The 25,873-nt window shown below is 65.1% G+C and carries 25 protein-coding genes; 10 read left to right on the forward strand and 15 right to left on the reverse strand.

Translation table 11 applies throughout. The features are described 5' to 3' along the window. From ACH107_RS05765 to ACH107_RS05775, 3 genes are all read right to left on the reverse strand, one after another. On the reverse strand, window positions 1-498 hold a 498-nt coding region (locus tag ACH107_RS05765; protein ID WP_412504997.1), incomplete at its 3' end, for an NAD(P)/FAD-dependent oxidoreductase. After that, entirely contained in the window at window positions 495-2,672 is a 2,178-nt protein-coding gene (locus ACH107_RS05770) for a dehydrogenase E1 component subunit alpha/beta (protein WP_412504998.1), read from the reverse strand. The genes ACH107_RS05765 and ACH107_RS05770, both read right to left, overlap by 4 nt. Before the next feature lie 87 nt (window positions 2,673-2,759). Beyond that, on the reverse strand, window positions 2,760-3,983 hold the full coding sequence (locus tag ACH107_RS05775; protein ID WP_412504999.1) for an acyl-CoA dehydrogenase: 1,224 nt from the start codon (window positions 3,981-3,983) through the stop codon (window positions 2,760-2,762). 101 nt (window positions 3,984-4,084) lie between these two features. On the opposite strand from ACH107_RS05775, the gene ACH107_RS05780 reads away from it, so the two are divergent. Next, window positions 4,085-4,993 carry a LysR family transcriptional regulator gene (locus tag ACH107_RS05780; RefSeq protein WP_412505049.1) on the forward strand — a complete coding sequence of 303 codons (909 nt, stop codon included), beginning with the start codon at window positions 4,085-4,087 and terminating at the stop codon, window positions 4,991-4,993. 24 nt (window positions 4,994-5,017) lie between these two features. Here ACH107_RS05780 and ACH107_RS05785 read toward each other — a convergent pair whose 3' ends face one another. From ACH107_RS05785 to ACH107_RS05800, 4 genes are read right to left on the reverse strand one after another with little or no spacing between them, the layout of a single operon-like run. Next, entirely contained in the window at window positions 5,018-6,061 is a 1,044-nt protein-coding gene (locus tag ACH107_RS05785; protein WP_412505000.1) for a sensor histidine kinase, read from the reverse strand. 4 nt (window positions 6,062-6,065) lie between these two features. Then, window positions 6,066-6,587, reverse strand: a complete 522-nt coding sequence (locus tag ACH107_RS05790) for a gamma carbonic anhydrase family protein (protein WP_412505001.1) — start codon at window positions 6,585-6,587, stop codon at window positions 6,066-6,068. Further along, window positions 6,584-7,225 (reverse strand): guanylate kinase, encoded by a 642-nt coding sequence (gene gmk, locus ACH107_RS05795; RefSeq protein WP_412505002.1) that lies wholly within the window; start codon window positions 7,223-7,225, stop codon window positions 6,584-6,586. The genes ACH107_RS05790 and gmk overlap by 4 nt, the downstream gene beginning before the upstream one ends. A 48-nt stretch (window positions 7,226-7,273) precedes the next feature. Next, complete coding sequence (locus ACH107_RS05800; protein WP_412505003.1) at window positions 7,274-8,152, reverse strand: YicC/YloC family endoribonuclease; 879 nt, start codon at window positions 8,150-8,152, stop codon at window positions 7,274-7,276. A gap of 211 nt (window positions 8,153-8,363) precedes the next feature. Between ACH107_RS05800 and ACH107_RS05805 the strand changes: the two genes are divergently transcribed. Continuing rightward, window positions 8,364-8,990: a PAS domain-containing protein gene (locus tag ACH107_RS05805; protein ID WP_412505004.1), complete on the forward strand. Its 627-nt coding sequence runs from the start codon at window positions 8,364-8,366 to the stop codon at window positions 8,988-8,990. A 51-nt stretch (window positions 8,991-9,041) separates the two neighbouring features. On the opposite strand, the gene ACH107_RS05810 is transcribed toward ACH107_RS05805, so the two are convergent. Then, window positions 9,042-10,412 carry a class II 3-deoxy-7-phosphoheptulonate synthase gene (locus ACH107_RS05810; RefSeq protein WP_412505005.1) on the reverse strand — a complete coding sequence of 457 codons (1,371 nt, stop codon included), beginning with the start codon at window positions 10,410-10,412 and terminating at the stop codon, window positions 9,042-9,044. Window positions 10,413-10,576: 164 nt separating this feature from the next. Here ACH107_RS05810 and ACH107_RS05815 point away from each other — a divergent pair, with 164 nt between their 5' ends. The 3 genes from ACH107_RS05815 to ACH107_RS05825 all read left to right on the forward strand — a co-directional run bounded on the left by ACH107_RS05815 (window position 10,577) and on the right by ACH107_RS05825 (window position 13,027). Beyond that, complete coding sequence (locus ACH107_RS05815; RefSeq protein WP_412505006.1) at window positions 10,577-11,578, forward strand: GlxA family transcriptional regulator; 1,002 nt, start codon at window positions 10,577-10,579, stop codon at window positions 11,576-11,578. A gap of 103 nt (window positions 11,579-11,681) precedes the next feature. Further along, entirely contained in the window at window positions 11,682-12,131 is a 450-nt protein-coding gene (locus ACH107_RS05820) for an RDD family protein (protein WP_412505007.1), read from the forward strand. A 71-nt stretch (window positions 12,132-12,202) separates the two neighbouring features. Beyond that, window positions 12,203-13,027, forward strand: coding sequence for an arginyltransferase (locus ACH107_RS05825; protein ID WP_412505008.1), 825 nt, complete (start codon window positions 12,203-12,205; stop codon window positions 13,025-13,027). A gap of 28 nt (window positions 13,028-13,055) precedes the next feature. Here the strand turns inward: ACH107_RS05825 and ACH107_RS05830 are convergent, their stop codons facing one another. Genes ACH107_RS05830 through ACH107_RS05840 form a run of 3 tightly spaced genes read right to left on the reverse strand, consistent with a single transcriptional unit; the run spans window position 13,056 to window position 16,797 of the window. Then, entirely contained in the window at window positions 13,056-13,322 is a 267-nt protein-coding gene (locus tag ACH107_RS05830) for a hypothetical protein (protein WP_412505009.1), read from the reverse strand. After that, window positions 13,312-16,119: a glutamine-synthetase adenylyltransferase gene (locus ACH107_RS05835; protein ID WP_412505010.1), complete on the reverse strand. Its 2,808-nt coding sequence runs from the start codon at window positions 16,117-16,119 to the stop codon at window positions 13,312-13,314. Before ACH107_RS05835 ends, ACH107_RS05830 begins: the two co-directional genes overlap by 11 nt. Before the next feature lie 54 nt (window positions 16,120-16,173). Next, window positions 16,174-16,797, reverse strand: coding sequence for a helix-turn-helix domain-containing protein (locus tag ACH107_RS05840; RefSeq protein WP_412505011.1), 624 nt, complete (start codon window positions 16,795-16,797; stop codon window positions 16,174-16,176). Window positions 16,798-16,863: 66 nt separating this feature from the next. Here ACH107_RS05840 and ACH107_RS05845 point away from each other — a divergent pair, with 66 nt between their 5' ends. The 5 genes from ACH107_RS05845 to ACH107_RS05865 all read left to right on the forward strand — a co-directional run bounded on the left by ACH107_RS05845 (window position 16,864) and on the right by ACH107_RS05865 (window position 21,013). Then, window positions 16,864-18,390 (forward strand): class I adenylate-forming enzyme family protein, encoded by a 1,527-nt coding sequence (locus tag ACH107_RS05845; protein ID WP_412505012.1) that lies wholly within the window; start codon window positions 16,864-16,866, stop codon window positions 18,388-18,390. After that, window positions 18,377-19,018: a DsbA family oxidoreductase gene (locus ACH107_RS05850; protein ID WP_412505013.1), complete on the forward strand. Its 642-nt coding sequence runs from the start codon at window positions 18,377-18,379 to the stop codon at window positions 19,016-19,018. The genes ACH107_RS05845 and ACH107_RS05850 overlap by 14 nt, the downstream gene beginning before the upstream one ends. Window positions 19,019-19,024: 6 nt before the next feature. Further along, window positions 19,025-19,390: a potassium channel family protein gene (locus ACH107_RS05855; protein WP_412505014.1), complete on the forward strand. Its 366-nt coding sequence runs from the start codon at window positions 19,025-19,027 to the stop codon at window positions 19,388-19,390. Beyond that, window positions 19,387-20,589 carry an MFS transporter gene (locus ACH107_RS05860; protein ID WP_412505015.1) on the forward strand — a complete coding sequence of 401 codons (1,203 nt, stop codon included), beginning with the start codon at window positions 19,387-19,389 and terminating at the stop codon, window positions 20,587-20,589. The genes ACH107_RS05855 and ACH107_RS05860 overlap by 4 nt, the downstream gene beginning before the upstream one ends. Before the next feature lie 88 nt (window positions 20,590-20,677). Further along, entirely contained in the window at window positions 20,678-21,013 is a 336-nt protein-coding gene (locus ACH107_RS05865; protein ID WP_412505016.1) for a DMT family transporter, read from the forward strand. Between the two features lie 207 nt (window positions 21,014-21,220). Here the strand turns inward: ACH107_RS05865 and hflX are convergent, their stop codons facing one another. The 4 genes from hflX to trkA form a co-directional block, all read right to left on the reverse strand. After that, window positions 21,221-22,495: a GTPase HflX gene (hflX, locus tag ACH107_RS05870; protein WP_412505017.1), complete on the reverse strand. Its 1,275-nt coding sequence runs from the start codon at window positions 22,493-22,495 to the stop codon at window positions 21,221-21,223. Next, a complete protein-coding gene (gene hfq, locus ACH107_RS05875) occupies window positions 22,495-22,734 on the reverse strand; it encodes an RNA chaperone Hfq (RefSeq protein WP_412505018.1) in 240 nt (79 codons plus the stop codon). The genes hflX and hfq overlap by 1 nt, the downstream gene beginning before the upstream one ends. Before the next feature lie 138 nt (window positions 22,735-22,872). Then, on the reverse strand, window positions 22,873-24,393 hold the full coding sequence (locus ACH107_RS05880; RefSeq protein ID WP_412505019.1) for a TrkH family potassium uptake protein: 1,521 nt from the start codon (window positions 24,391-24,393) through the stop codon (window positions 22,873-22,875). A gap of 13 nt (window positions 24,394-24,406) precedes the next feature. After that, on the reverse strand, window positions 24,407-25,783 hold the full coding sequence (trkA, locus tag ACH107_RS05885; RefSeq protein WP_412505020.1) for a Trk system potassium transporter TrkA: 1,377 nt from the start codon (window positions 25,781-25,783) through the stop codon (window positions 24,407-24,409). Window positions 25,784-25,873: the final 90 nt, after the last annotated feature.

A 25,873-nucleotide genomic window follows, 5' to 3' on the forward strand; every position in this document is an offset into this window, starting at 1 on the left:
GTCCGTGCCCGTCCGTGCGCGCGTTTCGCCGGGATCAAGGCAGGTCACCGGCGCCCCGCGCGCCGCCATCTGGGCGCGCCGTGCCTCCAGCTGCGCGACACCGCCCGGTGCATGGGCCAGATGCAGCGTGCCGTTGCGCACCGCCTCGCACGCGATCCCGTGCCGCTCGATCAGGCCGAAAACCAGGTCGGGGCCGGCCGCAAGCGCCGCGTTCAACCGCTCGCCGGCCTCCTGTCCCATCTCGTCGCAGACGGCGTCGGGCGGCAGCCACAGCCCGGCATTGACCAGCCCGACATTCCGGCCCGAGCCGCCATGGCCCACGCGCTCGGCCTCAAGCAGAACCACATCGGCTCCCTGCCCCGCGGCCTCCAGCGCCGCCGAACAGCCGGTGAAGCCGCCACCGACGATGGCCAGATCAACATGGCACTCACCTTCGAAAACGCGGCTCTCGACATGCTCCGCGGCCGTGCTCTGCCACAGGATACCAAGCCCGCTCATTGCGCCAGTACCCGTTTCGCGGCCGCGATGATGCTGTCGCGTGACGGTAGGGTCGCACCATAGGCCGGCCCGGTGGCGATGAAGCTGTCGCGCGCCGCCTCGCGGGCCAACCGCGCGCGTGTGCGCTGCGACAGGATCGTCATCAACGCCTCGGACTGCGATCCGGTGGCGCGGCATTCGTCCACCACGAGGATGCGCGCACACCCCGCCACCGCCTTCAGCAGCGCGTCCTCGTCCAGCGGCGCCAGCCATCGCAGGTCCACGATGCGCGTCTCCGCCGGGATGTCGGGCAGCGCCTGATGGCTCAGGTAACTGCCGTTGCCGTAGCTCACGATGGCCAGTTCACGCCCCTGCCCCGTCACGCCCATGTCCCCCGGTGCCAGCCGCTCGCCCTCGGCCGGGTAGCGCCGCATCCAGCCGCCGTCGCCCTCGGCGTGCAGGTCGCGCACGGGGTAAAGCGCGATGGGTTCCACCATCACCACGACGCAGCCTTCCTCGCGGGCCAGCCGGACCGCCTCGCGGTACATGCAGACCGCGTCGTAACCGTTTGACGGACAACCGATAACGATACCCGGGATATCGCGCAGCACGGCCAGCGAATTGTCATTGTGGAAATGCCCGCCAAAGCCCTGCTGATACCCCAGCCCGGCGATCCGCAGAACCATCGGGTTGGCGAACTGGCCGTCGGAAAAGAACGGCAGCGTGGCCGCCTCGCCGCGCAGCTGGTCCTCGGCGTTGTGCAGGTAGGCGAGGAACTGGATTTCGGGCATCGGGACATAGCCGTTCTGCGCCAGCCCCAGTGACAGGCCGAGGATGCTTTGTTCATCCAGCAGGCTGTCGATGACGCGCCGCGTGCCGAACCGCGCCTGAAGCCCCTTCGTGATTCCGTAAACGCCCCCCTTGCGCCCGATATCCTCGCCCGCCATGACGATCTCGGGGAATTGCAGCATCAGGTCGCCAAGGCCGAGATTGATCAGCTTGTTCAGCGGCTGCGGCGCGTCCAGCGCGCGCATGTCCGACGGGCCGAACGCGGCTGCGCGGTCCTCGGGGCTCGGCGTGTTCGCTGCCGGCCGCAATCGGGCAGGCGGCAGCAGCGACGCCATCACCTCGTCGGCCGTCCGCAGCCTCGGCCGCGTGACGGCCGCATCGCATTTGCGCGAAGTTTCTTCCCAAACCTCTTGATAAAGGTCTGCTATTTCTTCTTTTGACAGGCCGGCTTGCCACAACCGCGCGGCGCTGTGCAGCAACGGGTCACGCGCTTCGTCCGCCTCGATCTCGGCCACCGCGCGATAGGCCGATTCAACGTCCGCGCCCGCATGGCCATAAAGCCGCACACAGCGCATGTGCAGGACCGCCGGCTTGCGCCGGTCGCGCACCCATTTCGCGGCCTCCGCCGCCACAGCGCACGTTTCCACAGGGTCGAGGCCATTACAGGCGAAATAGCGCAGGCCAGGGCGGGCACGCAGCACGGCCTCAATCCAGCCGTCAGGCGATTTAACGGAAATACCTATCCCGTTGTCTTCACAACAAAAAAGCAGCGGCAGCGGGACGCCTTGCCAGCTTGTCCAGCCGGCCGTGTTCAGCGCGCCCTGCGCCGTCGAATGGTTCAGCGACGCATCGCCGAAGCTGCAATAGGCGATGGCATCGGCGGCATAATCCGGCTCGGGCGGCGGATGGCGGCGCATCAACCCGATCGCGTAGGCCGCGCCGACGGCCTTGGGCAGATGGCTGGCGATGGTCGAGGTCTGCGGCGGAATGTTCAGCGCCTTCGAGCCCAGCACCTTGTGCCGGCCGCCGCTGATCGGATCCGCCGAGGACGCGGCAAAGCTCAGCGCCATGTCGGTAATCGCGTCCTGCCCGGGCACTTGCAAGGCGCGGGAAAGCTGGAAGGCGCCGTCGCGGTAATGCAGGAAGGCCGGGTCGGTCGGGCGCAGGGCCGCGGCGATGGCCGCCGTTCCCTCGTGCCCGCTGGACCCGATGGTGTAGAACCCCTGCCCGGCTTTCTGCATGTGCCGCGCCTTGCGGTCCAGATGGCGGCTGGCCAGTTGGGCGCGAAAGATCGCGACGAGCGCATCGCGCTCCGCCCCCTGCCCGCTGACCTCGGGCAGCGCCGGCAGATCGCCTTCCGCGACCCGGCGAAGAAAGTTCTCGTGCACGATCTCGGCGCGGTCCATGCGCTCCCTGCCCGCTTGCGTTTCCACCTGCCTAGCCACGCGGCCGCGGCGGTGCAATACCGACGCGATACCACCGTGACGCGGAACTCAGAAAAACGCCTGCAACCCGGTCTGCGCCCGCCCGAGGATCAGCGCGTGAACGTCGTGCGTGCCCTCGTAGGTGTTCACCGTTTCAAGGTTCATCATGTGCCGGATCACCTGGTATTCACCGGAAATCCCGTTGCCGCCATGCATGTCCCGCGCCATCCGCGCGATGTCGAGGGATTTGCCGCAATTATTTCTTTTTATGAGGGAAATCAGCTCCGGGGCGGCACTCGCCTCGTCCATCATCCGCCCGGTGCGCAGGGCCGCCTGGAGGCCGAGCGCGATCTCGGTCTGCATGTCGGCAAGTTTTTTCTGGAAAAGCTGGGTCTGTGCCAGCGGCCTGCCGAACTGGTGCCGCTCGAGCCCGTAGCTGCGCGCGGCGTGCCAGCAGAACTCGGCCGCCCCCATCACGCCCCACGCGATGCCATAGCGCGCCCGGTTGAGACATCCGAAAGGCCCCTTCAGGCCCTGCACGTTGGGCAGCAGCGCGTCGTCGCCCACCTCGACGTTATCGAGCACGATCTCACCCGTGATCGAGGCGCGAAGGCTTTGTTTTCCCTCGATCTTGGGCGCGCTGAGCCCCTTTGCCCCCTTGTTCAGAACGAACCCCCGGATCTTGCCGTCATGGGCGTCGGACTTGGCCCAGACGATGAAGACATCCGCGATCGGGCTGTTGGAAATCCACATCTTGGCGCCGCGCAGGCGGTAGCCGCCGTTAATCTTCTCGGCGCGTGTCTTCATCCCGGCCGGGTCGCTGCCGGCATCCGGCTCGGTCAGGCCGAAACATCCGATCAAATCGCCTTTTGCCAAGCCCGGCAGGTAGTTGCGGCGCTGCTCCTCGCTGCCATAGGCATAGATCGGGTACATCACCAGCGAGGATTGAACGCTCATCATGCTGCGATAGCCCGAGTCGACGCGCTCGATCTCGCGCGCGACAAGACCGTAGCTCACGTAACCGGCCGACAGTCCGCCGTATTCCTCGGGGATCGTCGTGCCAAGCAGGCCCATTTCGCCCATCTCGCCGAAAATCTCCGGGTCGGTCCTTTCCTCGGCATAGGCGTCGACGACCCGCGGTTGCAGCGTTCCCTGCGCGAAGCTGCTGGCACTCTCGGCGATCATGCGCTCTTCCTCGTGCAGCTGGTCCTGCAGGAGAAACGGGTCATCCCAGTTGAAAGACCCGAGATCGGGCTTGTCCTTGTCACACAGCGACGGGGTATCCAGGCTCATGTCGGTATCCTCATGCAGAAATTGCGCATTTTGGATAGATTACACGTGTTTTATACCCCAGTATAACGAAAAACCAGCAAGAATTCATGACTAAACCGCATATATCCGCCCCGCGCCGTCTTTTGCCCTCGACCGCCTCGCTGCAGGCGCTCGAAGCGCTTGACCGGCTGGGCAGCGCGACGGCCGCCGCGCAGGAGCTTCATCTCAGCCAGAGCGCGGTCAGCCGTCAGTTGCGCACGCTGGAGGATCAGCTCGGCGTCGAGCTCGTCATCCGGGAGGGGCGCGGCATGGTCCTGACGCCCGAGGCCGCGGCCTATGCCGAGGACGTGCGCGCCGCGCTCCGGCAGATCACGCAGGCCTCGCTCAGGCTGACGACCACGCCGTCGGGCGGCAGCGTGAACCTTGCCATCCTGCCCACCTTCGGGATGCGCTGGCTGGTCCCCCGGCTGGCCGATTTCACGCGCCGCCACCCTGCCGTCACGATAAACTTGTCGACCCGGCTCAAGCCATTCAATTTCGGCACCGAACCCTTTGACGCAGCGATACATTTCGGCCAGGAAGACTGGCCCGGCACGCAGGCCATGCGCCTGCGGGGCGAGGCCGTCGTACCGGTATGCGCGCCGGCCCTGCTGGACGGGACACGCATCGCAGCACCGGGCGACCTGCGCCAGCTGCCGCTCATGCATATCGAAACCCGGCCCGACGCGTGGCCGGCATGGTTCGCCGCGCACGGCATCGCCGGGGCGCGGGTGACCGGCACGACCTATGACCAGTTTGGCACGCTGACGCAGGCGGCGCTTCACGGTCTCGGCGTGGCGCTGCTTCCCGATTACCTGGTCGAGCAGGATCTGGCGACCGGCCGGCTTGTCACGGCATGGGGCGGACCGACGCCCATGCCGGGCGCCTATTGGCTGGTCTGGCCGGTGGAGAAATCGCGCAGCCCGGCGCTGATGAAATTCCGCGACTGGCTGGCCGGGCAGGCCGACGACGATGACGGGTTGCCGCGGTGATCGTCGGGGGCCGGCGCGGCCCGCTCATGGTACCAGCGGCAGGATAACCCGGAACTCGCTGCCCTTGCCCAACGTGGATTCGACCCGCAGGCGCCCCCTGTGGCGGTTGATGATGTGCTTGACGATGGCCAGCCCCAGCCCCGTGCCACCCTTCTCGCGCGAGCGGTGGCTGTCCACCCTGTAGAAGCGTTCCGTCAGGCGGGGAATGTGACGCTCGTCAATGCCGGGGCCCTCGTCGTGAACCGCACACACCGCCGCCGGCCCGCGTACCGACGGGGCGTGCTCGTTCCGGCTGGCCAAGACGGTAACCGTCTTGCCGGCGCCGCCGTACTTGATCGCGTTCTCGATGAGGTTGGTGAACACCTGCGACAGCTGGTCGGCATCGCCTGTGACGACAAGCGGCTCGCTCGGCAGGGTCAGCTCGATGCTGACATCCTTTTCATCCGCGAGCGGCTTGAGCGCGTGATGCACGCCCCGCAGCGTCTGTTGCAGCGTGACGCGATCCCTCGGGCGCACGCGCTCCTGATCCTCGACCCGGCTCAGCGACAGCAGGTCCTTTACCAGCCGTTCCATCCGCGCGGCTTCCCTGTGCATGGTGTGCAGAAACCGCTCGGTGGCGGCGGGATCGTTCCGCGCGGGGCCGCGCAGCGTTTCGATGAAGCCCATGAGCGAGGTCAGGGGCGTGCGCAGTTCATGGCTGACATTGGCAACGAAATCGCGGCGCATCTGCCCGGCGGTTTCAAGGTGGGTGATATCCTCGAAACAGACGAGCGCCCCGTTGCCCGTCTGCGTCTCCACCCGGCTGCATGTCACGATGAACGTGGTGTCGCGCGCGCCGTCATTGGTCAGGTACCGTGTCTTGCGCTGCGTGCCGTCCCGAAGGCAGGCCTCGATCGCGTCAAGCACGTTGGGCTGACGCAGCGCGGTGATGAAATGCCGCCCCACGATCGCCTGCCCCAGCAGGTCGCGGGCATCCTTGTTGGCGCCGAGGATACGCTCACCCCGGCCGATCAGGACGGCCGGCAGGGGAATGCCCTCCAGCAGCGTGGCGATCGTCTGATCAGCCATGTCCCTAGAGCGCGACCAGACCCGCGCGGAAGCGGCGCATGTTCTCCTGGTAGTTGCGCGCGGAGGCTTTCAGCCCCTCGATGGCCTCGTCGTCGAGCTGGCGCACCACCTTGCCCGGCGCCCCCATCACGAGGCTGCCATCGGGAATTTCCTTGCCCTCGGTGACCAGCGCGCCGGCCCCGATCAGGCAGTTCCGGCCAATCCGCGCCCCGTTGAGCACCGTCGCCCCCATCCCGATCAGGCTGTTCTCGCCGATGGTGCAGCCGTGCAGCATCGCCTTGTGCCCGATCGTGCAGCCCGGGTCGACCGTCAGCGGATAGCCCATGTCAGTGTGCATCACCGTGTTTTCCTGCACGTTGCTGCCCGCGCCGATCACGATGGGTTCGTTGTCACCGCGCAGAGTGCAGCCGAACCAGACCGACGCGGCCTGTTCCAGAACGATCCTGCCGATCAGGTTGGCATCGGGTGCCACCCAGGTGTCCGCGGCGATCTGCGGCGCGTGGCCGTCCAGTTCATAAAGCGTCATTGCATGTCCTCGAATTCCTGATGCAGGGCCTTTACATGGGCGTTCAGCCCCGGCTGTTGCAACCGCTTCAGCCGCGCGGCGGTGACGATCGTCCTGAGTTTCTCGTCGGTGGCGTCAAGATCGTCGTTGACCAGCACGTAATCGTATTCCGCCCAGTGGCTGATCTCGTCCCAGCTCTTGCGCATCCGCTTGGCGATCACCTCGGGCGTGTCCTGCCCGCGCGTGGTCAGGCGGCGGTGCAATTCCTGGATCGACGGCGGCAGGATGAAGATCGACAGCGTGTGCTGCCCAAGTGCCGAGTTCTGGATCTGCTGCGCACCTTGCCAGTCGATGTCGAAAAGAACGTCGCGGCCCGCGTTGATCGCCGTCTCGACAGGCCCTTTCGGAGAACCATAAAAGTTGCCGAACACGTGCGCATGTTCAAGCATCTCGCCCGCCGCGACGTCGCGCTGAAACTGCTGTTCGCTCAGGAAGTGGTACTCGCGCCCGTCGACTTCACCCTCGCGCGGGGTCCGCGTGGTGGCCGAAACCGAAAAGGAAAGCGTCGGATCCCATTGGCGCAGCCGGCGGGTCAGCGTGGATTTTCCCGCCCCCGAGGGCGATGAAAGGATGATCAGCAATCCGCGCCGTGTGCTCATGCCCTGCCCCTGCCTTCGCTTGCGGCCTTCACGGCCGCGATACCTGTTTCATTCCACATTCTGCACCTGTTCCCGCATCTGGTCGATCACGCTCTTGAGGTTCAGCCCGACCGCCGTCAGGTTCGGGTCCTGCGCCTTGGAACACAGAGTGTTGGCCTCGCGGTTGAACTCCTGGCTCAGGAAATCCAGCTTGCGCCCGACAGGGGACCCTGTCGCAAGCAACTCGCGCGCCGCCTCGACATGGGCACGCAGGCGGTCGATCTCCTCGGTCACGTCGGATTTCACCGACAGGACCGCCAGTTCCTGTGCCACGCGCGCCTCGTCCACCGCCGGGGCGTTTTCGCTCACCCGCGCCAGCGCCTTTTGCAACGCGTCGGCCATGCGGGAGCGCCGCGCCTCGGCGGCGGCGGCGGCGTCATCCGTCAGGCGCGTGATATCGGCAAGCTGCCGCGTCAGCACCTCCTCTAGTGCCGCGCCTTCGCGCTGCCGCATGTCCACGAAGGTTTCCAGAAGCGCGTCGAAATCCGCCAGCAGGGCCGCCGCAAGCTCGGCGGTAGCCTCCGGTGCCGCGGCCGTTTCCATCACCCCGCGCATGCCCAGCACGTCCGCCGCCGTCAACGGCGCGAGGGACATGCCACGCGCCGTTGCCCGTGCCTCGGCCTGCGTGACGGCGTCAAGCGCCGCCTCCAACGCGGCCGCGTTGACCGCGAGGGGGCCACTCTCCGCGCGGGTCTGCACCTTGAGCGAGAGCGTGACATTGCCGCGCGCCAGAACCTTGGCAAGCCGCGCGCGCAGCGCCGGTTCCAGCCCCTCGACCCAGTCCGGGACGCGCAGGCGGACATCAAGGCCCTTGCCGTTGACGCCACGCAATTCCCACGCCCAGTCATGGGCGCCGTCCCCTCCCTTGGCAGAGGCGAATGCCGTCATGGAACAAAGCAAGCGAAGCTCCCCGGATCGTGCGATGGTGTCCTAGCCATTCCCCGCCCAACTGGCAAGCGATGCGCGACCGCGTGGGCGGACCGGTTGCCATCGGGTTAACCAATCGCACAGGAATTTCGACAATTTCGCGCTTAATTGTGGCATATTGTCCTTACGGCCACGACGCGGGGGCCGTCTCGACAAGGGCAAGGGAACCACCATGCAGAACGACCGGCCATCATGGATGTTAGACGAAACGTTGCTTGGCGACGTTCCGGCGAAATCGCACGAGTTGCGGGACCTGCTTGGCTACTGGGACGCGATGCGCGGACAGGACGACGTGCCGCGCCGCGAGGATATCGACCCGCGCCGGATCGAACCCCTGCTGGCCCATGCCTTCATCGCCGAACGCATTGCACCGGGCCAGTCCCGTCTCAGGATCGCCGGCTCGCACCTGCGTGACCTGATGGGCATGGAGGTGCGGGGGATGCCCGTGAGCTGCTTCGTCGAACCGGGCAGCCGTGCGCAATTGGCGGACAGGACGGTCGAGCTCTTCGATGCGCCGGCCCTCGTGCGGTTTTCCCTGCGCGCGGCCGGGACATCCGGAACGCTGCTGATGCTGCCCCTGCGCAGCGATCTGGGCGACATATCCCGCGCGCTTGGCTGCCTCGTCACCGGGGCGTCTGCCGCCCCGCCACCGCGCCGCTTCGAGATATCGGCATCGCGCGTCCTGCGCGTCGGCCGCGACCGCCAGCCGGTGGCAGACGGTCTGTCCGCGCCTGCGGAGGGATTCCAGCACGGCACACGCCACCCGAGCGAACGGCCGTGGCTGCGCGTGGTCAAGTAGGATAGCGCTGCATCCGGCCACCACGGAGGCGGCCGGACAACGGCGTTATCATCACCCTGCCCGCGCCGCCGCGCGTTCCTCGCGCAGGCCCGACAGCTGCTCGGCCACGAGAAAGGCGAGCTCCAGCGATTGCGACGCGTTCAGACGCGGGTCGCAGGCGGTGTGGTAGCGATCGCTGAGGCTTTCCTCGCTCACCGCGCGCACCCCGCCGGTGCATTCCGTCACGTCCTGCCCCGTCATTTCGAAATGCACACCCCCGGGGATCGTGCCTTCGGCGCGATGCACGCCGAAAAATTCCTGCACTTCGCGCAGCACGTTCTCGAAGGGGCGGGTCTTGTACCCGCTGGCCGACTTGATGGTGTTGCCGTGCATCGGATCGCACACCCAGACGACGTTCGCGCCTTCTTCCTCGACGGCCCGGATCAGCCGCGGCAGATTTTCGGCCACCTTGCTTGCGCCGAAGCGTGATATCAGCGTCAGACGCCCGGCCTCGTTGTCAGGGTTCAGGGTGGCCAGCAGCCGCTTGAGGTCGTCGGTCTCCATCGTCGGGCCGCATTTCAGCCCAACGGGATTCAAGACACCGCGGGCGAACTCGACATGCGCACCGTCGGGCTGCCGCGTCCGGTCACCGATCCAGATCATGTGGCCCGATCCGGCCAGCCATTTCCCGCTGGTCGAATCCAGCCGGGTCAGCGCCTCTTCGTATTCCAGCAGCAGCGCCTCGTGGCTAGTGTAGAAATCCACCGTCTGCAACGTGTGCGCGCGATCGCTGTCGACACCCGCCGCTTTCATGAAATCCAGCGCGTCGCTGATGTGGTTGGCCATCTCGCGGTACCTGGTGGCCTTCTCGCTTTCGGTGAAGCCGAGCGTCCATGCATGGACCTGGTGCACATCCGCGTAGCCACCCGTAGAGAAGGCCCGCAGCAGGTTGAGCGTGGCCGCGGCCTGCGTGTATGCCTGCAGCATCTTCTCCGGGTCCGGCACGCGGGACTCTTCTGTGAAGGCCAGTTCGTTGATGATGTCGCCGCGATAGCTGGGCAGTTCCACGCCATCCACGACCTCGGTAGGTGCGCTGCGCGGTTTGGCGAACTGGCCCGCCATCCTGCCGACTTTCACGACCGGCACCTTGGCGCCATAGGTCAGCACCATCGCCATCTGTAGCATCACCTTGAAGGTGTCCCGGATCGCGTCGGCGCTGAATTGTTCGAAGCTCTCCGCGCAGTCCCCGCCTTGCAGCAGGAACGCCTCCCCGCGGGATGCAGCGCCCAGTTGCGCTTTCAGCTTGCGTGCCTCACCGGCGAAAACCAGCGGCGGATACTGCGACAGCCGCTCTTCCACGCGCCTGAGAGCGGCGGCGTCGGTATAGTCGGGCATTTGTATCCGCGGTTTCGCGCGCCAATCGGATTTTTGCCACTCGGCCATCGTGTCTCTCCGCTAAAAACTGTGCCCGCTCTATACTAAACCGGCACCCAAGTTACCATATGGGTGCCAGAGGAAATTTCGCAATTCCGGACGGCGGGACTTGTCAAGTGCGACGGTTTCGTGAAAGTGGCCAACAACGGGATATGACCGGAGAATCGGCAGCAATGCGGACTGAAGCGTCAAAACGCGGCGAGAGCGGCCAGACGCCCCCGCAACGGTTCGTTTTCGTGCTGATGGAGGACTTCACGCTCCTCAGTTTCGCGGCAGCAGTGGAATGTCTCAGGATCGCCAATCGCATGGCCGGGCGGACCCTCTACGAATGGGTCGTGAGCGGCGACGCCGAAGAAGTCATCACCTGCTCCTCCGGCGCGCGCTTCCACCTTGACACCGGTCTCGGCGAATTGACGCGCGACGACATCCTGCTGCTCTGCGGTGGCAGCCACATCCAGAAAGCGACGACCAAGCGTCTTCTCAACTGGGTGCGCCGCGAGGCCCGCCGCGGCCTGCGCATCGGCGGGCTGTGCACGGCGGCCTACACGATGGCCAAGGCCGGGCTTCTCGACGGCAAGAGCGCCACGATCCATTGGGAAAACCACGACAGTTTCTCCGAGGAATTCCTCGAGGTCGAACTGACAAAATCCGTCTTCGTGGTTGACGGGGCCCGAATGACGACGGCGGGCGGGACATCCTCCATCGACCTGATGCTCAAGCTCATTGCCGACGATCACGGTGAGAAACTGGCCAACGAGGTCGCCGATCAGTTGATCTATTCGTCCATCCGGACGGATCAGGACACGCAGCGATTGTCCGTGCCCACGCGCATCGGCGTGCGGCATCCCAAGCTGAGCCAGGTCATCCAGATGATGGAAAGCAATATCGAGGAGCCGATCAGCCCCTCCATACTGGCCAAGGAAGTGGGCATGTCCACGCGCCAGCTTGAACGGCTGTTCCGCCGCTACCTGAACCGCAGCCCCAAGCGGTATTACATGGAATTGCGGCTGCAGAAGGCGCGCAACCTCCTGATGCAGACGGACATGACCGTGATCAACGTGGCACTGGCCTGCGGCTTTGCCTCGCCCTCGCATTTCTCCAAATGCTACCGGTCGCACTACAACACCACGCCCTATCGCGAACGCGGCGCGCAGGCCACACGCCTGTCCGTGTGATCGCGGTGTCCTGTCGATCGTCACCCGGGCTGCCGGCCCGGCGTGAAACCGAACGGCCGCCGGGGGCTTCCCCCGGGCCATCGTGCCCGGTAAGGGTGTGAGGATGACCGAGCCGAGCTGGCACATACCCGATCCGGAAACACAGCCGGAATTTTACAGCGACGTGCCGATGAAACGGATTGTCGCGTGGCTGGTCGACACCGTGCTGATCTTGCTCATTTGCCTCGCCGTGCTGCCGTTCACCGCCTTCACCGGAATACTCTTCTTTCCCTTACTGATGCTGAGCGTCGGTTTCGCCTATCGTGTCATCACCATCGCGCGCGGTTCGGCGACATGGGGCATGCGGCTGGCGGCGATCGAGTTCCGCACGCTCGGGGGTGAACGGTTCGATCTTGCCATGGCGTTCTGGCACACGCTGGGGCTGACGATCTCCTTCGGGTTTCCGGTACTTCAGCTGATCTCGATCGTTCTGATGATGACCACGGCCAGGGGGCAGGGGCTGTCGGACCATGTTCTGGGCACTGTCGCGCTAAACCGCCGCGCTGTCGGATAACGGCCCGATTCCCCCTTGGACAATGCCGGCTTCGCTGCTAGCTTTTTAGTAAAAGGAAGCCGAAACATCATATGCGTCATACACTTCCCATAGCCCCCCAGTTCTATGTGACGGCGCCGCAGCCCTGCCCCTATCTCGAGGGGCGGATGGAACGGAAGCTGTTCACGGCGTTGCAGGGGGACGGCGCGCAGCGTCTCAACGACACGCTGTCAAAGCAAGGTTTCAGGCGGTCACAGAACGTTCTCTACCGGCCTTCCTGCGCCGATTGTGCGGCCTGTCTTTCCGCGCGGATCAACGTGGCCGACTTCACGCCGTCCAAAAGCCAGCGCAAGACGCTGCGCCGCAACCAAGGGCTGGAGCGGCGCGCAACCTCCCCGTGGGCGACCGAGGAACAATACGACCTGTTCCGGCGTTACCTCGAAAGCCGGCACGCGGATGGCGGCATGGCGGATATGGACGCTTTCGAATTCGCGGCCATGATCGAGGAAACCCCGATCCGCACCCGGGTCGTAGAATACACCGACCGCGAGACGGGGGACCTGGTGGCGGTGTGCCTGACCGACGTTCTGGATGACGGCGTCAGCCTCGTCTATTCGTTCTACGATCCCGATCGGCCCCGGGCGTCGCTCGGCACCTATGTCATTCTGGACCATGTCGAGATCGCGCGCCAGAGCGGCCTGCCCCACGTGTACCTCGGATACTGGGTGCCGGGCAGCCCCAAGATGGGGTACAAGGCCGCCTTCTCGGGGCTGGAGGTCTATGTCGGGGGACGGTGGCAGAAGATGAAGAACCCGGCCGATTTCGACTCGCAGCGGCATCCGCTGTCGAACGACCCCATAGCCGAACAGGTGGCCAATATCTCGCTGCCCGACGGGAGCCCCCTCCGCAAAGGCTGAGGACGCCTGCCCACCGGACCGACCATCATCAGCGCGAGCGGGCTCTCCACCCCCCGCGCCGCTTGGGCGTCGTTGGCGCGTCCCGGCCGGCGGCAAGAACGCGCGTCATGGGATGATCCGCCGGTTCATCGCCATGCCGCTCCAGCAGCACGGCGATGGCTTTCGTGCTCTCCAGAGTGTCGGGAAGCGACAGTGCCCAATCAAGGAAAACCGACCGGCATTCCTCGATGGTTATGCCCTCGATGCGATAGGCCTCGCGCACCAGCCCCTTCGGGTCGAGCGTGTCATGTGTCATGGGGCGGCCCGCCCGGTACGCGCGCCAGCGCTGCGTCGATCACCGCGCCGGCTTTCTGCGTGGACGTCTCCAACGCGTTCATCAGTGTTTCCATGCTTTCCTCGCCAGTCGCTTTCAGCACGAAGGCGACCCCGCCCTCGCCCAGCTTTTCCGGATCCAGTGCGGCCTCGCTCAAGAGGCGCGACGCCTGAAGCAAAGACCAGCAAAGCGCATGCGCCCCGGCAAGCGCATTCCTTTCGCCGTCATCCAGCCAGCCGATTGCGACACATGCGTCAAGCCCGGCCGCAACGCTCCTGTCGGTTTCCGGTTTCATCAGGCTGCCGGCTTGTGCGATCAGTTCGACTTCCTGCAAGCGGCCATGGCCCAGCTTGGCATCAAGGGGGCCGTCGGGTGTCTTTGCCCGCGCGATGCGTGCGCGCATCTCGGCGACTTCCCTCAGGATCACCTCGCGGTCGCGGCCCTTGCGCATCAGCATCTCGGCGCGGAATGTCTCGACATCGTCGGCGATCTCGTCCGTCCCGGCAATCACGCGGGCCCGGGTCAGGGCCAGATGTTCCCAGACCCATGCCTCATGCCGTTGATACTCCCGGAACGCCGTCCAGCTTGTCGCCACGGGCCCTTGATTGCCCGACGGGCGCAGCCGCATGTCCACCTCGTACAGCCTGCCCTCCGCCGTGGGCGCCGTGACGGCCGTGATCAGGGCCTGCGTGAGCCTTGCATAATACTGCCGCGCCATGAGCGGTCGCTTGCCGTCCGACATGGCGTCACCGGGTGCGTCGTAGATAACGATCAGGTCGAGGTCTGATCCCGCGTTCAGCCGCGCGGCCCCCAAGGACCCCATCCCGAGAACGACTGCCCCGCGACCGGGCGGGCGCCCGTGCTTGGTCGCGAACTGGTCCAGCACCGCGGGCCACAACGCGGCGATCGTGGCCTGCGCGAGATCGGCATATTGCACGCCCGCCTGATCCGCGTCGACGAGGCCGCGCAGATGATGAACCCCGATCCTGAAATGCCACTCCTTGCACCACCGGCGCGCGGCGTCCAGCTTGCGCTCGTAGTCGTCTTCGCGGTCAAGCCGCCGCGACAGGGCCTCCTGCAAGGCGGGGCGCCCGGGCCACGGGGCAAAGAAATCGCCGGCAATCACGGCGTCCAGAACCGCCGCGTTCTGCGAAAGATGGGCCGCCAGCTTGGGCGATGTGCCGGCGATGTCGACCATCAGGTCGATGAGATGCGGATTCGCCTCGAACAGCGAAAAAACCTGAACCCCAGCGGGCAGCCCGGCAAGGAAACCATCGAACGCCATCAGTGCCTCGTTCGGATGGGCGGTTGCCGCCAGCCGCGACAGGATGTCGGGCCGCAAACGCTTGAAAATCTCGACGGCGCGGGAGGACCGCAGGGCCGGATAACCGTACCAGCGTTCGATGACCTCGCTGTCAAGCCGGGTCTCGGCGGTCGACATCCCGGATGTGTCCTCGGGCGAGAAGAACCCCTCGATCAGGGTGTGCACCTCGGTCAGCCGGTCCAGCAGGTCCGCCTTCAGATCATCGGTCTCTCGGCCCATGAACGCCGCGAGCCGGGCAAATTCGTCCTCCGACGTGGGCAGCGCATGGGTCTGCGCGTCGCGCAACATCTGCAAACGGTGCTCGACCTCGCGGTGAAAGCGATAATGCCGCGTCAGGATCTGCGCCGTGTCGGCGCCGATCCAGCCCTTGTCGGCAAGGCGCGCCAGCCCCTCCACCGTGGCGCGCACCCGCAGGTCCGGGTCGCGCCCGCCCGCGATGATCTGCCGGGTCTGGGTGAAGAACTCGATTTCGCGGATCCCGCCGCGGCCAAGTTTCATGTCGTGACCGGGCAACGTGAGCGGCCCGCCGAGCCCCTTGTGTTCGCGGATGCGCAGCCGCATGTTGTGCGCGTCCTCGATCGCCGCGAAGTCCAGATGCTTGCGCCAGACAAAGGGGCGCAGCACCTCGAGAAACCGGTCGCCGGCAGCCACGTCCCCCGCGCAGGGCCGCGCCTTGACATAGGCCGCGCGTTCCCATGTGCGCCCGAGGCTTTCATAGTAGGTCTCGGCGGCGGCCATGGCCATGCAAACCGGGGTCACGGCCGGATCGGGCCGAAGCCTGAGATCGGTACGGAACACGTACCCTTCGGATGTCTTGTCGCTCAGCATCGACGCCATGCGACGGGTGGCCCGGATCAGCGCTGCACGGGCATCATGATAGTCGGCCGCCGCGAACCCGGTTTCATCGAACAGGCAGATGAGGTCGATATCGGAGCTGTAATTCAGTTCGTGCGCGCCCATCTTGCCCATGGCCAGAACGACCATGCCGGCACAAGTGTCGATATCGGCCTCCGTCTTGCCGGGCAGCTTGCCCCGACGGATCTCGCGCCCCACCGTCGCGGTCAGGGCCGCCTGCACGGCATGATCCGCCAAGTCGGTCAAGGTGCCGGTAACCTCTTCGAGCGGCCAGACGCCGGCCAGATCCGCGAGCCCGGCAAGCAACGCGATCCGGCGCTTGGCCTGTCTCAATGCCGACGCGGTCTGTTCCGGCGACCGGTCTGGATCGTGCATCGAGGCGAAAACCGTGTCGCGCGCCTCCTCGGGGTCGGCGACCGCGGCCGAAAACCAGTCCGCTTCGGCCTCGATCAACATTTTCAGGTAGGGGCTGCATCCTGCCGCACCATTGACGAGATCGGCAAGATCGGGGCCCAAGCCGGGAACCCGTGCCCGGGCTTCCGCCCCGTGATCGGGATCGAACGGGCGCGGCAGGCGCGTGATGCGTGACGAAAATTCCATGGTGCCCGTCATAGCGGCACGCACGGGCGGGTCAATGATCCAATGGAGCCCACGCTAGACCAGCGATGTCACCCAAAGGATCATCGCGTCCTCGTCGCTGACCGACACGACGTTGTGGCCCATCGTGGCATCGTAATACGCGCTGTCGCCGCGGCGCATCTCGATCGGCTCGTAGAACTCGGTGTAAAGACGCACGACACCGGTCAGCACGTACAGGAATTCCTCGCCGTCATGGCGTACCCAGCCGTCGAACTCCTCGACGGACCGCGCCCTGACCCGCGCGCGGTACGGCAGCATCTGCTTCTTGCTGAGCGTCTCGCCCAGCAACTCGTGCTCGTAGGTGACGGTCGCGTGATGGTCGCCCTCGCCCGCGCGCGTCACCGACATGCGGCCGCTGATCTGGTCGCGCTGCGGCGGCGTGAAGAGCTGCGGCACCGAGATTTGCAGACCGACGGCGAGTTTCTTCAGCGCCTCGTAGGTGGGCGACATCTGCCCGTTCTCGATCTTGGACAACGTGGATCGCGCAAGACCTGCCTGGCTCGCGGCCTGTTCAAGCGTCCAGCCGCGCGCCTTGCGCAGCTCGCGCACACGCTCGCCCAGATTCAAAGGCTCGACGGCATCCTTCTCGCCGTTCTGGCGCGCGACGCGGATCAGGTTGACCGGGCTCTTGTCACTCATGCCTGCAGCCTATACGCGCAGGTCCGCGCACTTGCAACTCGCCCCTGTGCCGCCTAAGGCTGCCACATGCTTTCCGTATTCGATCAAGGGCCGCCGTTGCCCTGCCCCGCACCGTTCAACATGGCCGCGCATGTCCTTGCCGCGGGGCATCACAGCCCCGACAAGATCGCGCTGGCTGTTCTGGGCCTGTCCGGCGCCGAGCGCTGGAGTTACGCCCGCCTCCGGGCGACGGTTCTCGGCACCGGTACCGGGCTGCTGCGCCGCGGCCTGACGCCGGGACAGCATGTCCTGATGCGGTTGGGAAACAATGTCGAATTCCCGATCGCCTATCTCGGGGCGATCGCCGTCGGGCTGGTGCCGGTGCCCACCTCGTCGCAATTAACCGAGCGCGAGGTGGCCGACATCATCGACACCATCCGCCCGGCCGCCATCCTGCACGGGGCCGGCATCGCCTGCCCCGACACCGATGTGCCGGTCATCGACCAAACGGAACTGGCGCGGATGCGGGACCTGCCGCCAGCCGATTTCGACATGGGCGATCCGGGCCGGATGGCCTATGTCATCTACACCTCCGGCACATCCGGGGTCCCCCGGGCGTTGGCTCATGCCCACCGGGCGATCTGGGCCCGGCGCATGATGTTCCGTGATTGGTACGGGATCGACGAAAATGACAGGTTGTGCCACGCGGGGGCCTTCAACTGGACCTACACGCTCGGGACCGGCCTGATGGATCCTTGGACGGTTGGCGCGACCGCCTTGATCCCCGAGCCCGGGATCACCCCCGCGCAATTGCCGCTCCTGCTCAAGAGACACGACGCCACGATTTTCGCGGCCGCGCCCGGCGTCTATCGCAAGCTGCTGAAGGATGGCGGCCCGCTCACGCTGCCGAGGTTGCGACACGGCCTCTCGGCCGGAGAAAAGATGTCCGACACGATCCGGACATCGTGGCAGACCGCCACGGGCACCGATGTCTACGAGGCGTACGGCATGTCCGAATGCTCGACCTTCATCTCGTCCGCCCCCGGCCGCCCTGCCCGCGCCGGTACGCTCGGACGGCCCCAGCAGGGCCGGCGCGTCGCCGTCGTGGGCGCCGAAGGCCCGGTGCCCATGGGCGACGAAGGCACGATCGCGGTGCACAAGGACGACCCCGGACTCATGCTGGGCTATCTCGGCGCACCGGAGGCCAAGCGCGCGAAATTCCGGGGCGAATGGTTCCTGACGGGTGATCAGGGCTGCATGAGCGCGGATGGCGATGTCACCTACCTTGGACGCGCCGACGACATGATGAACGCGGGCGGCTACCGGGTATCGCCGATCGAGGTGGAGAACGTGCTCAATGCCCACCCGGGCGTCACGCAGGCCGCGGTGACCGAAATCGAGGTGCGGCGCGACGCGCGGCTGATCATGGCCTTCTACACCGCCCCCGAACCGGTTGCCGACGCCGAGCTGGACCACTATGTGACGGCGAATCTCGCCGCGTACAAACGCCCGCGCGGTTTCTTCCACGTGCAGACCCTGCCCACCGGGGCCAACGGTAAACTCCTGCGTCGCGAATTGCGGCCGATCTACGATGTGCTCCATGGTAAAACTTGACATCATATCCGATCCCGTCTGCCCCTGGTGCTACATCGGCAAGGCGATGCTTGATCAGGCATGCGCCGAACGGCCCGATCATCCCTTCACGCTGCAATGGCACCCCTACCAGCTCAACCCGGAAATGCCCGCGGGCGGGATGGATCGCGCAACCTACCTCGAGCGGAAATTCGGCGGCAAGGAGGCCGCCGTGCAAGCCTACCTGCCGATCGCGGAACAGGCCGCGCAAGCCGGCCTCACGATCAACTTCGACGTCATCGAGCGTATGCCCAACACGCTTGACGCGCATCGGCTCATCCATTGGGCGGGTATCGAGGATCGGCAGACACCTGCGGCGATGGCGTTGTTCCGGGCCTATTTCGAGGATGGACGCGATATCGGCGATCACGAGGTCCTTGCCGACATTGCCGACAGTGTCGGGATGGATGCCGCCGTGATCCTCAAGCTGCTGGCCGCCGACGCCGACACCGAGGATATCCGCAAACGCGACAGCGATTTCCGCGAAATGGGAATCACCGGCGTGCCGACCTTCATCGTGGCCGGACAGCACGCCGTTCCCGGTTGCCAGCCCAAGGATTTGTGGATCAAGGTCATCGACGAGATCTCCGGGCAACTGCAGGGAGGATGAAACGCGATGCGCGGGGCCAAGGCACTCACCTTGCTCGGAATGCTCGTGCTATTCGTGCTGGGCGGCACGGTGTATTTTCGCCTTGTCGAAGGGTGGAGCTGGCTTGACAGCTATTTCTTCACGGTGGTGACCCTGTCCACCGTCGGCTATGGCAGCCTCGTGCCGGCGACGGCGGCCGGCAAGATCGGCACGACGGTTTTCATTTTCCTCGGCCTCGGCGTCTTTGCCGTTGCGATCCAGCAATTCGGATCCTTCGCCATGCGCAAGCGCGAAGAACATACCGAGTGGCTCATCGCGCGGCTCGGCCATCACGAGCGGCCGGACACGACCGAACCCGAGGCCGCGAACGACTCCGAAAGACCCGGCGAATGACCCACCGGGCCGGGCGGCCCGGCAGGGCCGAGTTCGTGGCGCTGATGGCGATGCTCGTGGCCACCGTCGCGTTCTCCATCGACGCGATGCTGCCGGCCATGTCGCTCATCGCGCAGGAACTCAGCCCGGATGCGCCGAACCGTGCGCAGTTGATCGTGACCGGGTTCGTCCTCGGCATGGGAACGGGTACCTTCCTTGCCGGGCCTCTCTCGGACAGCTTCGGGCGCAAGCCCGTCATCATCGCAGGGGCGTCGCTTTACGTTCTCGCGGCCGCCTTGGCGGCGCTCGCGCCCAGCCTCGAATTGCTGATCGCCGCGCGCGTGTTTCAGGGCCTCGGCGCGTCCGCGGCGCGGGTGGTGCCGCTTGCGATCGTGCGCGACATGGCATTGGGCCGCGAAATGGCGCGGATCGTCTCCTTCATCATGATGGTATTCACGCTCGTACCGGCCGTCGCGCCGCTTGCGGGCGACGGCATCATGGCGCTGACCGGATGGCGCGGGATTTTCGGGGGATTTGTCCTTTTCGCGCTTTTTTCGACAATCTGGCTGGTTTTGCGCATCCCCGAGCCGTTGCCGGCCGCGCGACGGCTTCCCTTCCGGATCAAGCCGCTCACGAGGGCCGCGCGGGACGTGCTGGCGCACCCCGCGCTGCGCCTGATCACCGCCGCGCAGGCGCTCTGCATGACCGCTCTTTTCGCCTCTCTCAGCTCGATACACCAGATATTCACCGTTACCTACGACCGCGCGGAAAGTTTCCCGTGGTGGTTCCTGGTGATCGCGATCCTGTCCGGGGTGGCGAGCCTTTTCAACGCCTCCGTCGTCTTGCGGCTCGGGATGCGGCGCGTGGTCGCCGGGGCGATGACGGCGCTTATCGGCCTGACATGCATCGTCCTACTCTACAGCGCCGTGACCGGCGGGGCGAACCTGCCGTTCGGGGTCTATCTCGTTTGGCAGGCCACCGTGTTCACGCACACGGCGCTGACGCTTGGCAATCTCAATGCGCTCGCGCTCGAACCCATGGGGCATATCGCGGGCACTGCCGCCAGCATCTTCAGCGCGACCGCCACGGTGGGCGCCGTCGTGCTGAGCGTTCCCATCGGGTTGATGTTCAACGGAACACCCGTTCCGCTTTTCGCGGGGGCCCTCGTGGCGGTATCCCTCGCGCTCGGACTGATGCGTTACCTCCGCGATCCCGACTGAATGCCGCACGCCGCTCGGGCCCGATATCGCCTTGACCCGACAGGAAATCCACCCCGATAGTGACTCAAAGCCCCGACACGAGGACACCATGACCAAGGCCTACCTGTTCCTAATCATCGCCGTCCTTTGCGAGGGACTGGGCACGACCTCCTTGCAGGCATCGCAACAATTTTCCCGCTTCTGGCCGTCTGTCGGCGTCGTTATCGGGTTCGGCGCCTCCTTCTATCTTCTTATGATTGTTCTGAAATTCCTGCCGCTCGGGATCACGTATGCGGCATGGTCGGGGCTTGGAATCTGCCTGACAGCCTTCCTTGGCTGGGCGGTGTTCCGCCAGTCGATCGACCTGCCCGCGGTCCTCGGGATGTTGCTTATCATCGCCGGGATCGCGGTGATCAACCTTTTCTCGGACACGGCAACACATTGACCACTCAGCACCGGTTGGCAGCGGCGGATTTCTGCGCCTGCTCGCCGCGAATGGCCGCAAAATCATACCGATTCGGCTTCAGGGGTTTCGGGTTCGCGGCCTGAAATGACACCATCTCGATTTATAAATCTCAAATTTAACGGAAATTATCGCATGCCGCCATGAAAGCGATGATGCCGGTCACAGCGCCCCGGCCGCGGACCATTGTCAAACGAGGGCGAACTGGGCCTCTTCCTTGTCGCTCCATCTGACGCGCAGGTCGAACCCGGTTTGCGTCTGCATTTCCTCCTCGACGAGCCCCCTTTCGAAAAGCCATGCCCGGCGCCGTCCTTCCTCGAACCCGAGGTGCAGGCGTGTCTCGTGGGTCCGGGCGCGCAGGATGCTTGTTATCTTCTCGCTCAGAGCCGTCACGCCCTCGCCGGTCATGGCCGAGGTGATGACCACATCGTCGCGCCGCGCGGCCTGCGTGAGCCGTGCCCCGCGCTGATCGGCCTCCAGTCTATCTATCTTGTTCCAGACTTCCAGTTGCGGCGTGCTTTCGCGCACGCCCAGACCTTCGAGGATATCATGAACATCACGGGCCTGTTCCTCGGTCTCGGGGTGCGATATGTCCCGCACGTGGACGATGATGTCGGCCTCAAGCACTTCCTCCAGTGTCGCGCGGAATGCCGCAACGAGTTCGGTCGGCAGATCGCTGATGAACCCGACCGTGTCACTCAGGATCACCTCGGGGCCGCCCCCGGGCAGTTCGATCCGGCGCATCGTCGGATCAAGGGTGGCGAACAACATGTCCTTCGTCATCACCTCTGCGCCGGTCAGCCTATTGAACAGGCTGGATTTACCAGCGTTCGTATATCCCACGAGCGCGACGATGGGGAACGGCACTTTGGCGCGGGCCTTGCGGTGCAGGCCCCGCGTCTGCACGACCTTGTCCAGTTGGCGGCGCAATCGAACCAGCTGCTCGTCGATGGCCCGCCGGTCCGCCTCTATCTGCGTTTCGCCCGGCCCCCCGACGAAACCGAGCCCCCCGCGCTGCCGTTCAAGGTGGGTCCATGCCCGCACCAGCCGGGTGCGCTGATAGGAAAGGGCCGCCATTTCCACTTGGAGGACTCCCTCGCGCGTGGCCGCACGGTCACTGAAAATCTCGAGAATCAAGCCGGTCCGGTCGAGGAGCTTGACACCCCAAGCCCGTTCGAGGTTTCGCTGCTGCACGGGCGTAACCGGGCCGTCGATCAGCACCAGCTCGATACCCGCTTCGGTGACTTTTGACTTGAATTCCTCGATCTTTCCCTTGCCGAAAAGCGTGCCCGGCTGTGGCCGTGTCAGACGCACGACTTCCGAGCCCGACACCACAAGCCCGGGCAACGCGCGGGCCAGCGCGACAGCTTCGTCAAGAGCCAGTTCCGGGTCACGCGGCGCATCCCTGCCGGGAATGTCCGGATGCAACACCCACGCGCGGGTGTCTTTCCCCTCAGTCCGCATCAAGAGGCGTCGTCACCGTCGTACAGGTTCAGGGTCTGGGATGGCATGATCGTTGAAACCGCATGCTTGTAGACAAGCTGGGATTGTCCATCACGCCGCAGCAGGATGCAGAAATTGTCGAACCACGTTATGACCCCCTGCAACTTGACCCCATTGATCAGGAATACGGTGACGGGAATTTTCGTCTTGCGAACCTGGTTCAGAAATGCGTCTTGCAGATTTTGTCGGTCGGAAGCCATTAACCCTCAATACCTTTTTTCTTGCTCTTGCCGCGGCCCGGCAGTTGCCCGCTCTGGTCCCGATAGAGTATGGAGCCGCACGGCCCGAGTTTCCAGCCCAAAAATAAACGCGTCGGCCATCGCGGCGCCCGATGCGTTTCAATCACGCCACAGTGCCGGGTTGAAAACGGCGATTATGGCGAGTGTTTCCAGACGCCCCACAACCATGGCCGCGCTGAAAATCAGCTTCGCGACCGCCCCCATTTCAAGCAGGGCGACGGGCTCGGTGGCGGCGACGCTTGTCAGCGGCCCCGTTGTCGAAAGCGCAGCGATCGACAGGACGAGCGCTGCCTCGAACTCCTGTCCCAATGCCGCCAGCAGGACCGTGACGAGAGCAAGCGAAAGCGCGAACAGCATGAAAAAAATCCATGCGATGAACGCTCCCTGCCGCCGTATCCTGCGGCTTCGTGCGCCGGCACGTCCCATCGACGACGGATGGATCAGCCTTTCCATTTCCCGCTGGCCATTCAAGTACAGGGTGTAGACCCTGAGCAACTTGACACCACCAGCCGTTGTCGCCACCCCGCCGCCCACGAGCGCGAGGCCAAGCAGGATCAGGCCCGGCGTTCCCAGCCCGGACCAGTCCTGCGCCGCATCCCAGTCGGCGCTTTCGAAACCCGTCGTCGAAAGGAAAGAAAGAACAGTAAAGATACTGCCCCAGAGTCCACGCAACCCCTGTTGCAAATCTTCGGACTGGTCCACTTCGAAGGCGCCGAACCAATGCCGCAGGAACAGCAGCATTGGCACCCCGAGGACGAGCACAACGCCGAGGCGGAATTCCGGGTCGTGATGCAGCCCCGGCCGCGCCGATGTCAGGGTGTCGGAGGAAAACGTCAGCCGCGACAGGGCGAAGAACATGAAGAGAAAGATGACCCCCTCGCCGGCAATTCCCGCACTGCCTTCACCCGGCCCGCCGATGGACGAAATGCCGCTTGTTGCCAGCGTGGACATCGCGTGCACGAGCGCCACGAACGAACGTTCGCCACTGATCACCAAAAGAAGCCATGCCGCCGCGGTAAGGCCGAAATAGATCGGCGCAAGCTGCCGCACGGCCTGCTCGATGCGTTTTGCCGCATCCGCCCGTTCGAACCTGTCAAGCCGGGTATCGCCCTGCCCCGGCTCCGCACTCGCCGTGACCTCGAATCCCCCGAGCGCCAGCGGCGCAAGCACCGCCGACGCGGATACCCAGATCAGCAACCCGCCCCCCCAGCCGACAAGCGCGCGCCACAGGTGCAGGCTGTCGACGAGGCGCCCGGGCACGTCGAAAAGGGTGGCGCCCGTGGTCGTGAAGCACGACACCATTTCGACATAAGCGTTCAGAAAACGCGTTGTCGCAAGGCCTTCGTAGAAAGGTATCGCCATGAACAGCGGCAGCAGGGTGTAGGCCAGGAAAAGCGACAACAGGTTGGCAAGATCACCCGATTTCTTGCGCTGCTCCCCGGAAATGGCCAGCCCGATGACGAAAACGACGAAAAGCCCCAGAAGCCCCGAATACGCGAATGCGCGCGCCATGCTGTGATCGTCGCGTATCAGCGCATCCAGTGCCGGCAGGAACATCAGGACCGCCGAAATGCCGGCCAGTACCAGAAGCAGCGGAAAACTCAGGAGTCGGGCTGTCATCGGCCGTCCCGGATCAGAAGAAATCGATGGAGACCTGAAGCAGCCTTTCGACCCGCTCCACATCCGAGGCCATCGCGAAGATCACGATCACATCCCCGGCCTCGATCCGCAAGCCGCCCGAGGGCTTGATGATCGCGTCGCCCTTCTTGACGGCGCCGACGAGGACACCTTCTGGAAAGTCGATGTCGCGGATCGTGCTGCCCGCGATCGAGGAGGTCGACATGACCTCGGCCTCGATCACTTCGGCCTCGGCGTCGCCTATCGAGTAGACGGCCCGGACGCGCCCGTGCCGGATGTGTCGCAGGATAGAGCTGACCGTTGTTGCACGCGGGTTGATATAGGCGTCGATACCCAACGGCTGCATCAGCGGCAGCAAGGTGGGGTCGTTGATCAGCGCGATGGCGAACGGGCAGCCTTCGGCCTTGGCGCGAACAGCCACCAGCATGTTGGTCTTGTCATCATCCGTGACCGCCAGCACCGCGTCGGCCCGTGCGATCCCGGCCTCGGCAAGAAGCGCACTGTCCATCCCGTCACCGTTGAGCACGATCGTGCGCTCAAGCGCATCGGCAGCCCGTTCCGCGCGCCGCCGGTCACGCTCGATCACCTTGCTGCGGACCCTGTGATGGCGAGATTCGAGGGACAGGGCAACAGACAGGCCAACATTGCCCCCGCCAACGATTACCATTCGCTCCTGCTTGCGATCGGCCTTGCCGAAGACTTCGAGCGTGCGGGGAATGTCCTCCATCGGGGCGAACACATAGGCTTCGTCCCCGACGAAAAGCTGGTCGCCGGCCTCGGGCGCAAACAGCCGCCCGTCGCGCCGGATCGCCAGCACGATCACGCGAAGGGTCGAGAAAAGATCGCTTAGTTGCCGCAGGGGCGTGTTGACCACCGGACAATCCTCGGCCAGCCGGAAGCCCATCAACTGCGCCTTGCCGCCAAAGAACCGCTCGGTATCGAAAGCGGCCGGGGCGGCGAGACGCTGAAGCGCGGCCTCGGCGACCTCGCGTTCGGGGCTGATCACGACGTCGATCGGCATGTGGTCGCGGCGGTACAGGTCAGAATAGATCGCGTTGAGGTAGGATTGCGCCCTCAGACGCGCGATCTTTCGCGAGATGGCGAAGACCGAATGCGCCACCTGGCAGGTGACCATGTTCACCTCGTCCGAATAGGTGGCCGCAATGATCATGTCGGCATCCCGCGCACCGGCGCGGTCCAGAATGTCCGGGTAGCTCGCGAATCCGGCGATGCCCTGCACGTCGAGGGTTTCTGTCGCGCGGCGCACGAGGTCGGGATTGCTGTCAACCACCGTCACGTCGTTCTTTTCGCCGCTCAGATGACGCGCGATCTGCCAGCCCACCTGACCGGCCCCGCAGATGATGACCTTCATGCGCCTTGCCTCACCAGTCCTAGCGTCGCTGAATGGCAGACGGGGTATGGTTGGTCAATTGCTTTGTCACCGTCATGGCAAAGCGAAAGG

It is taken from the genome of Roseovarius halophilus (ex Wu et al. 2025) (genome assembly GCF_047086965.1).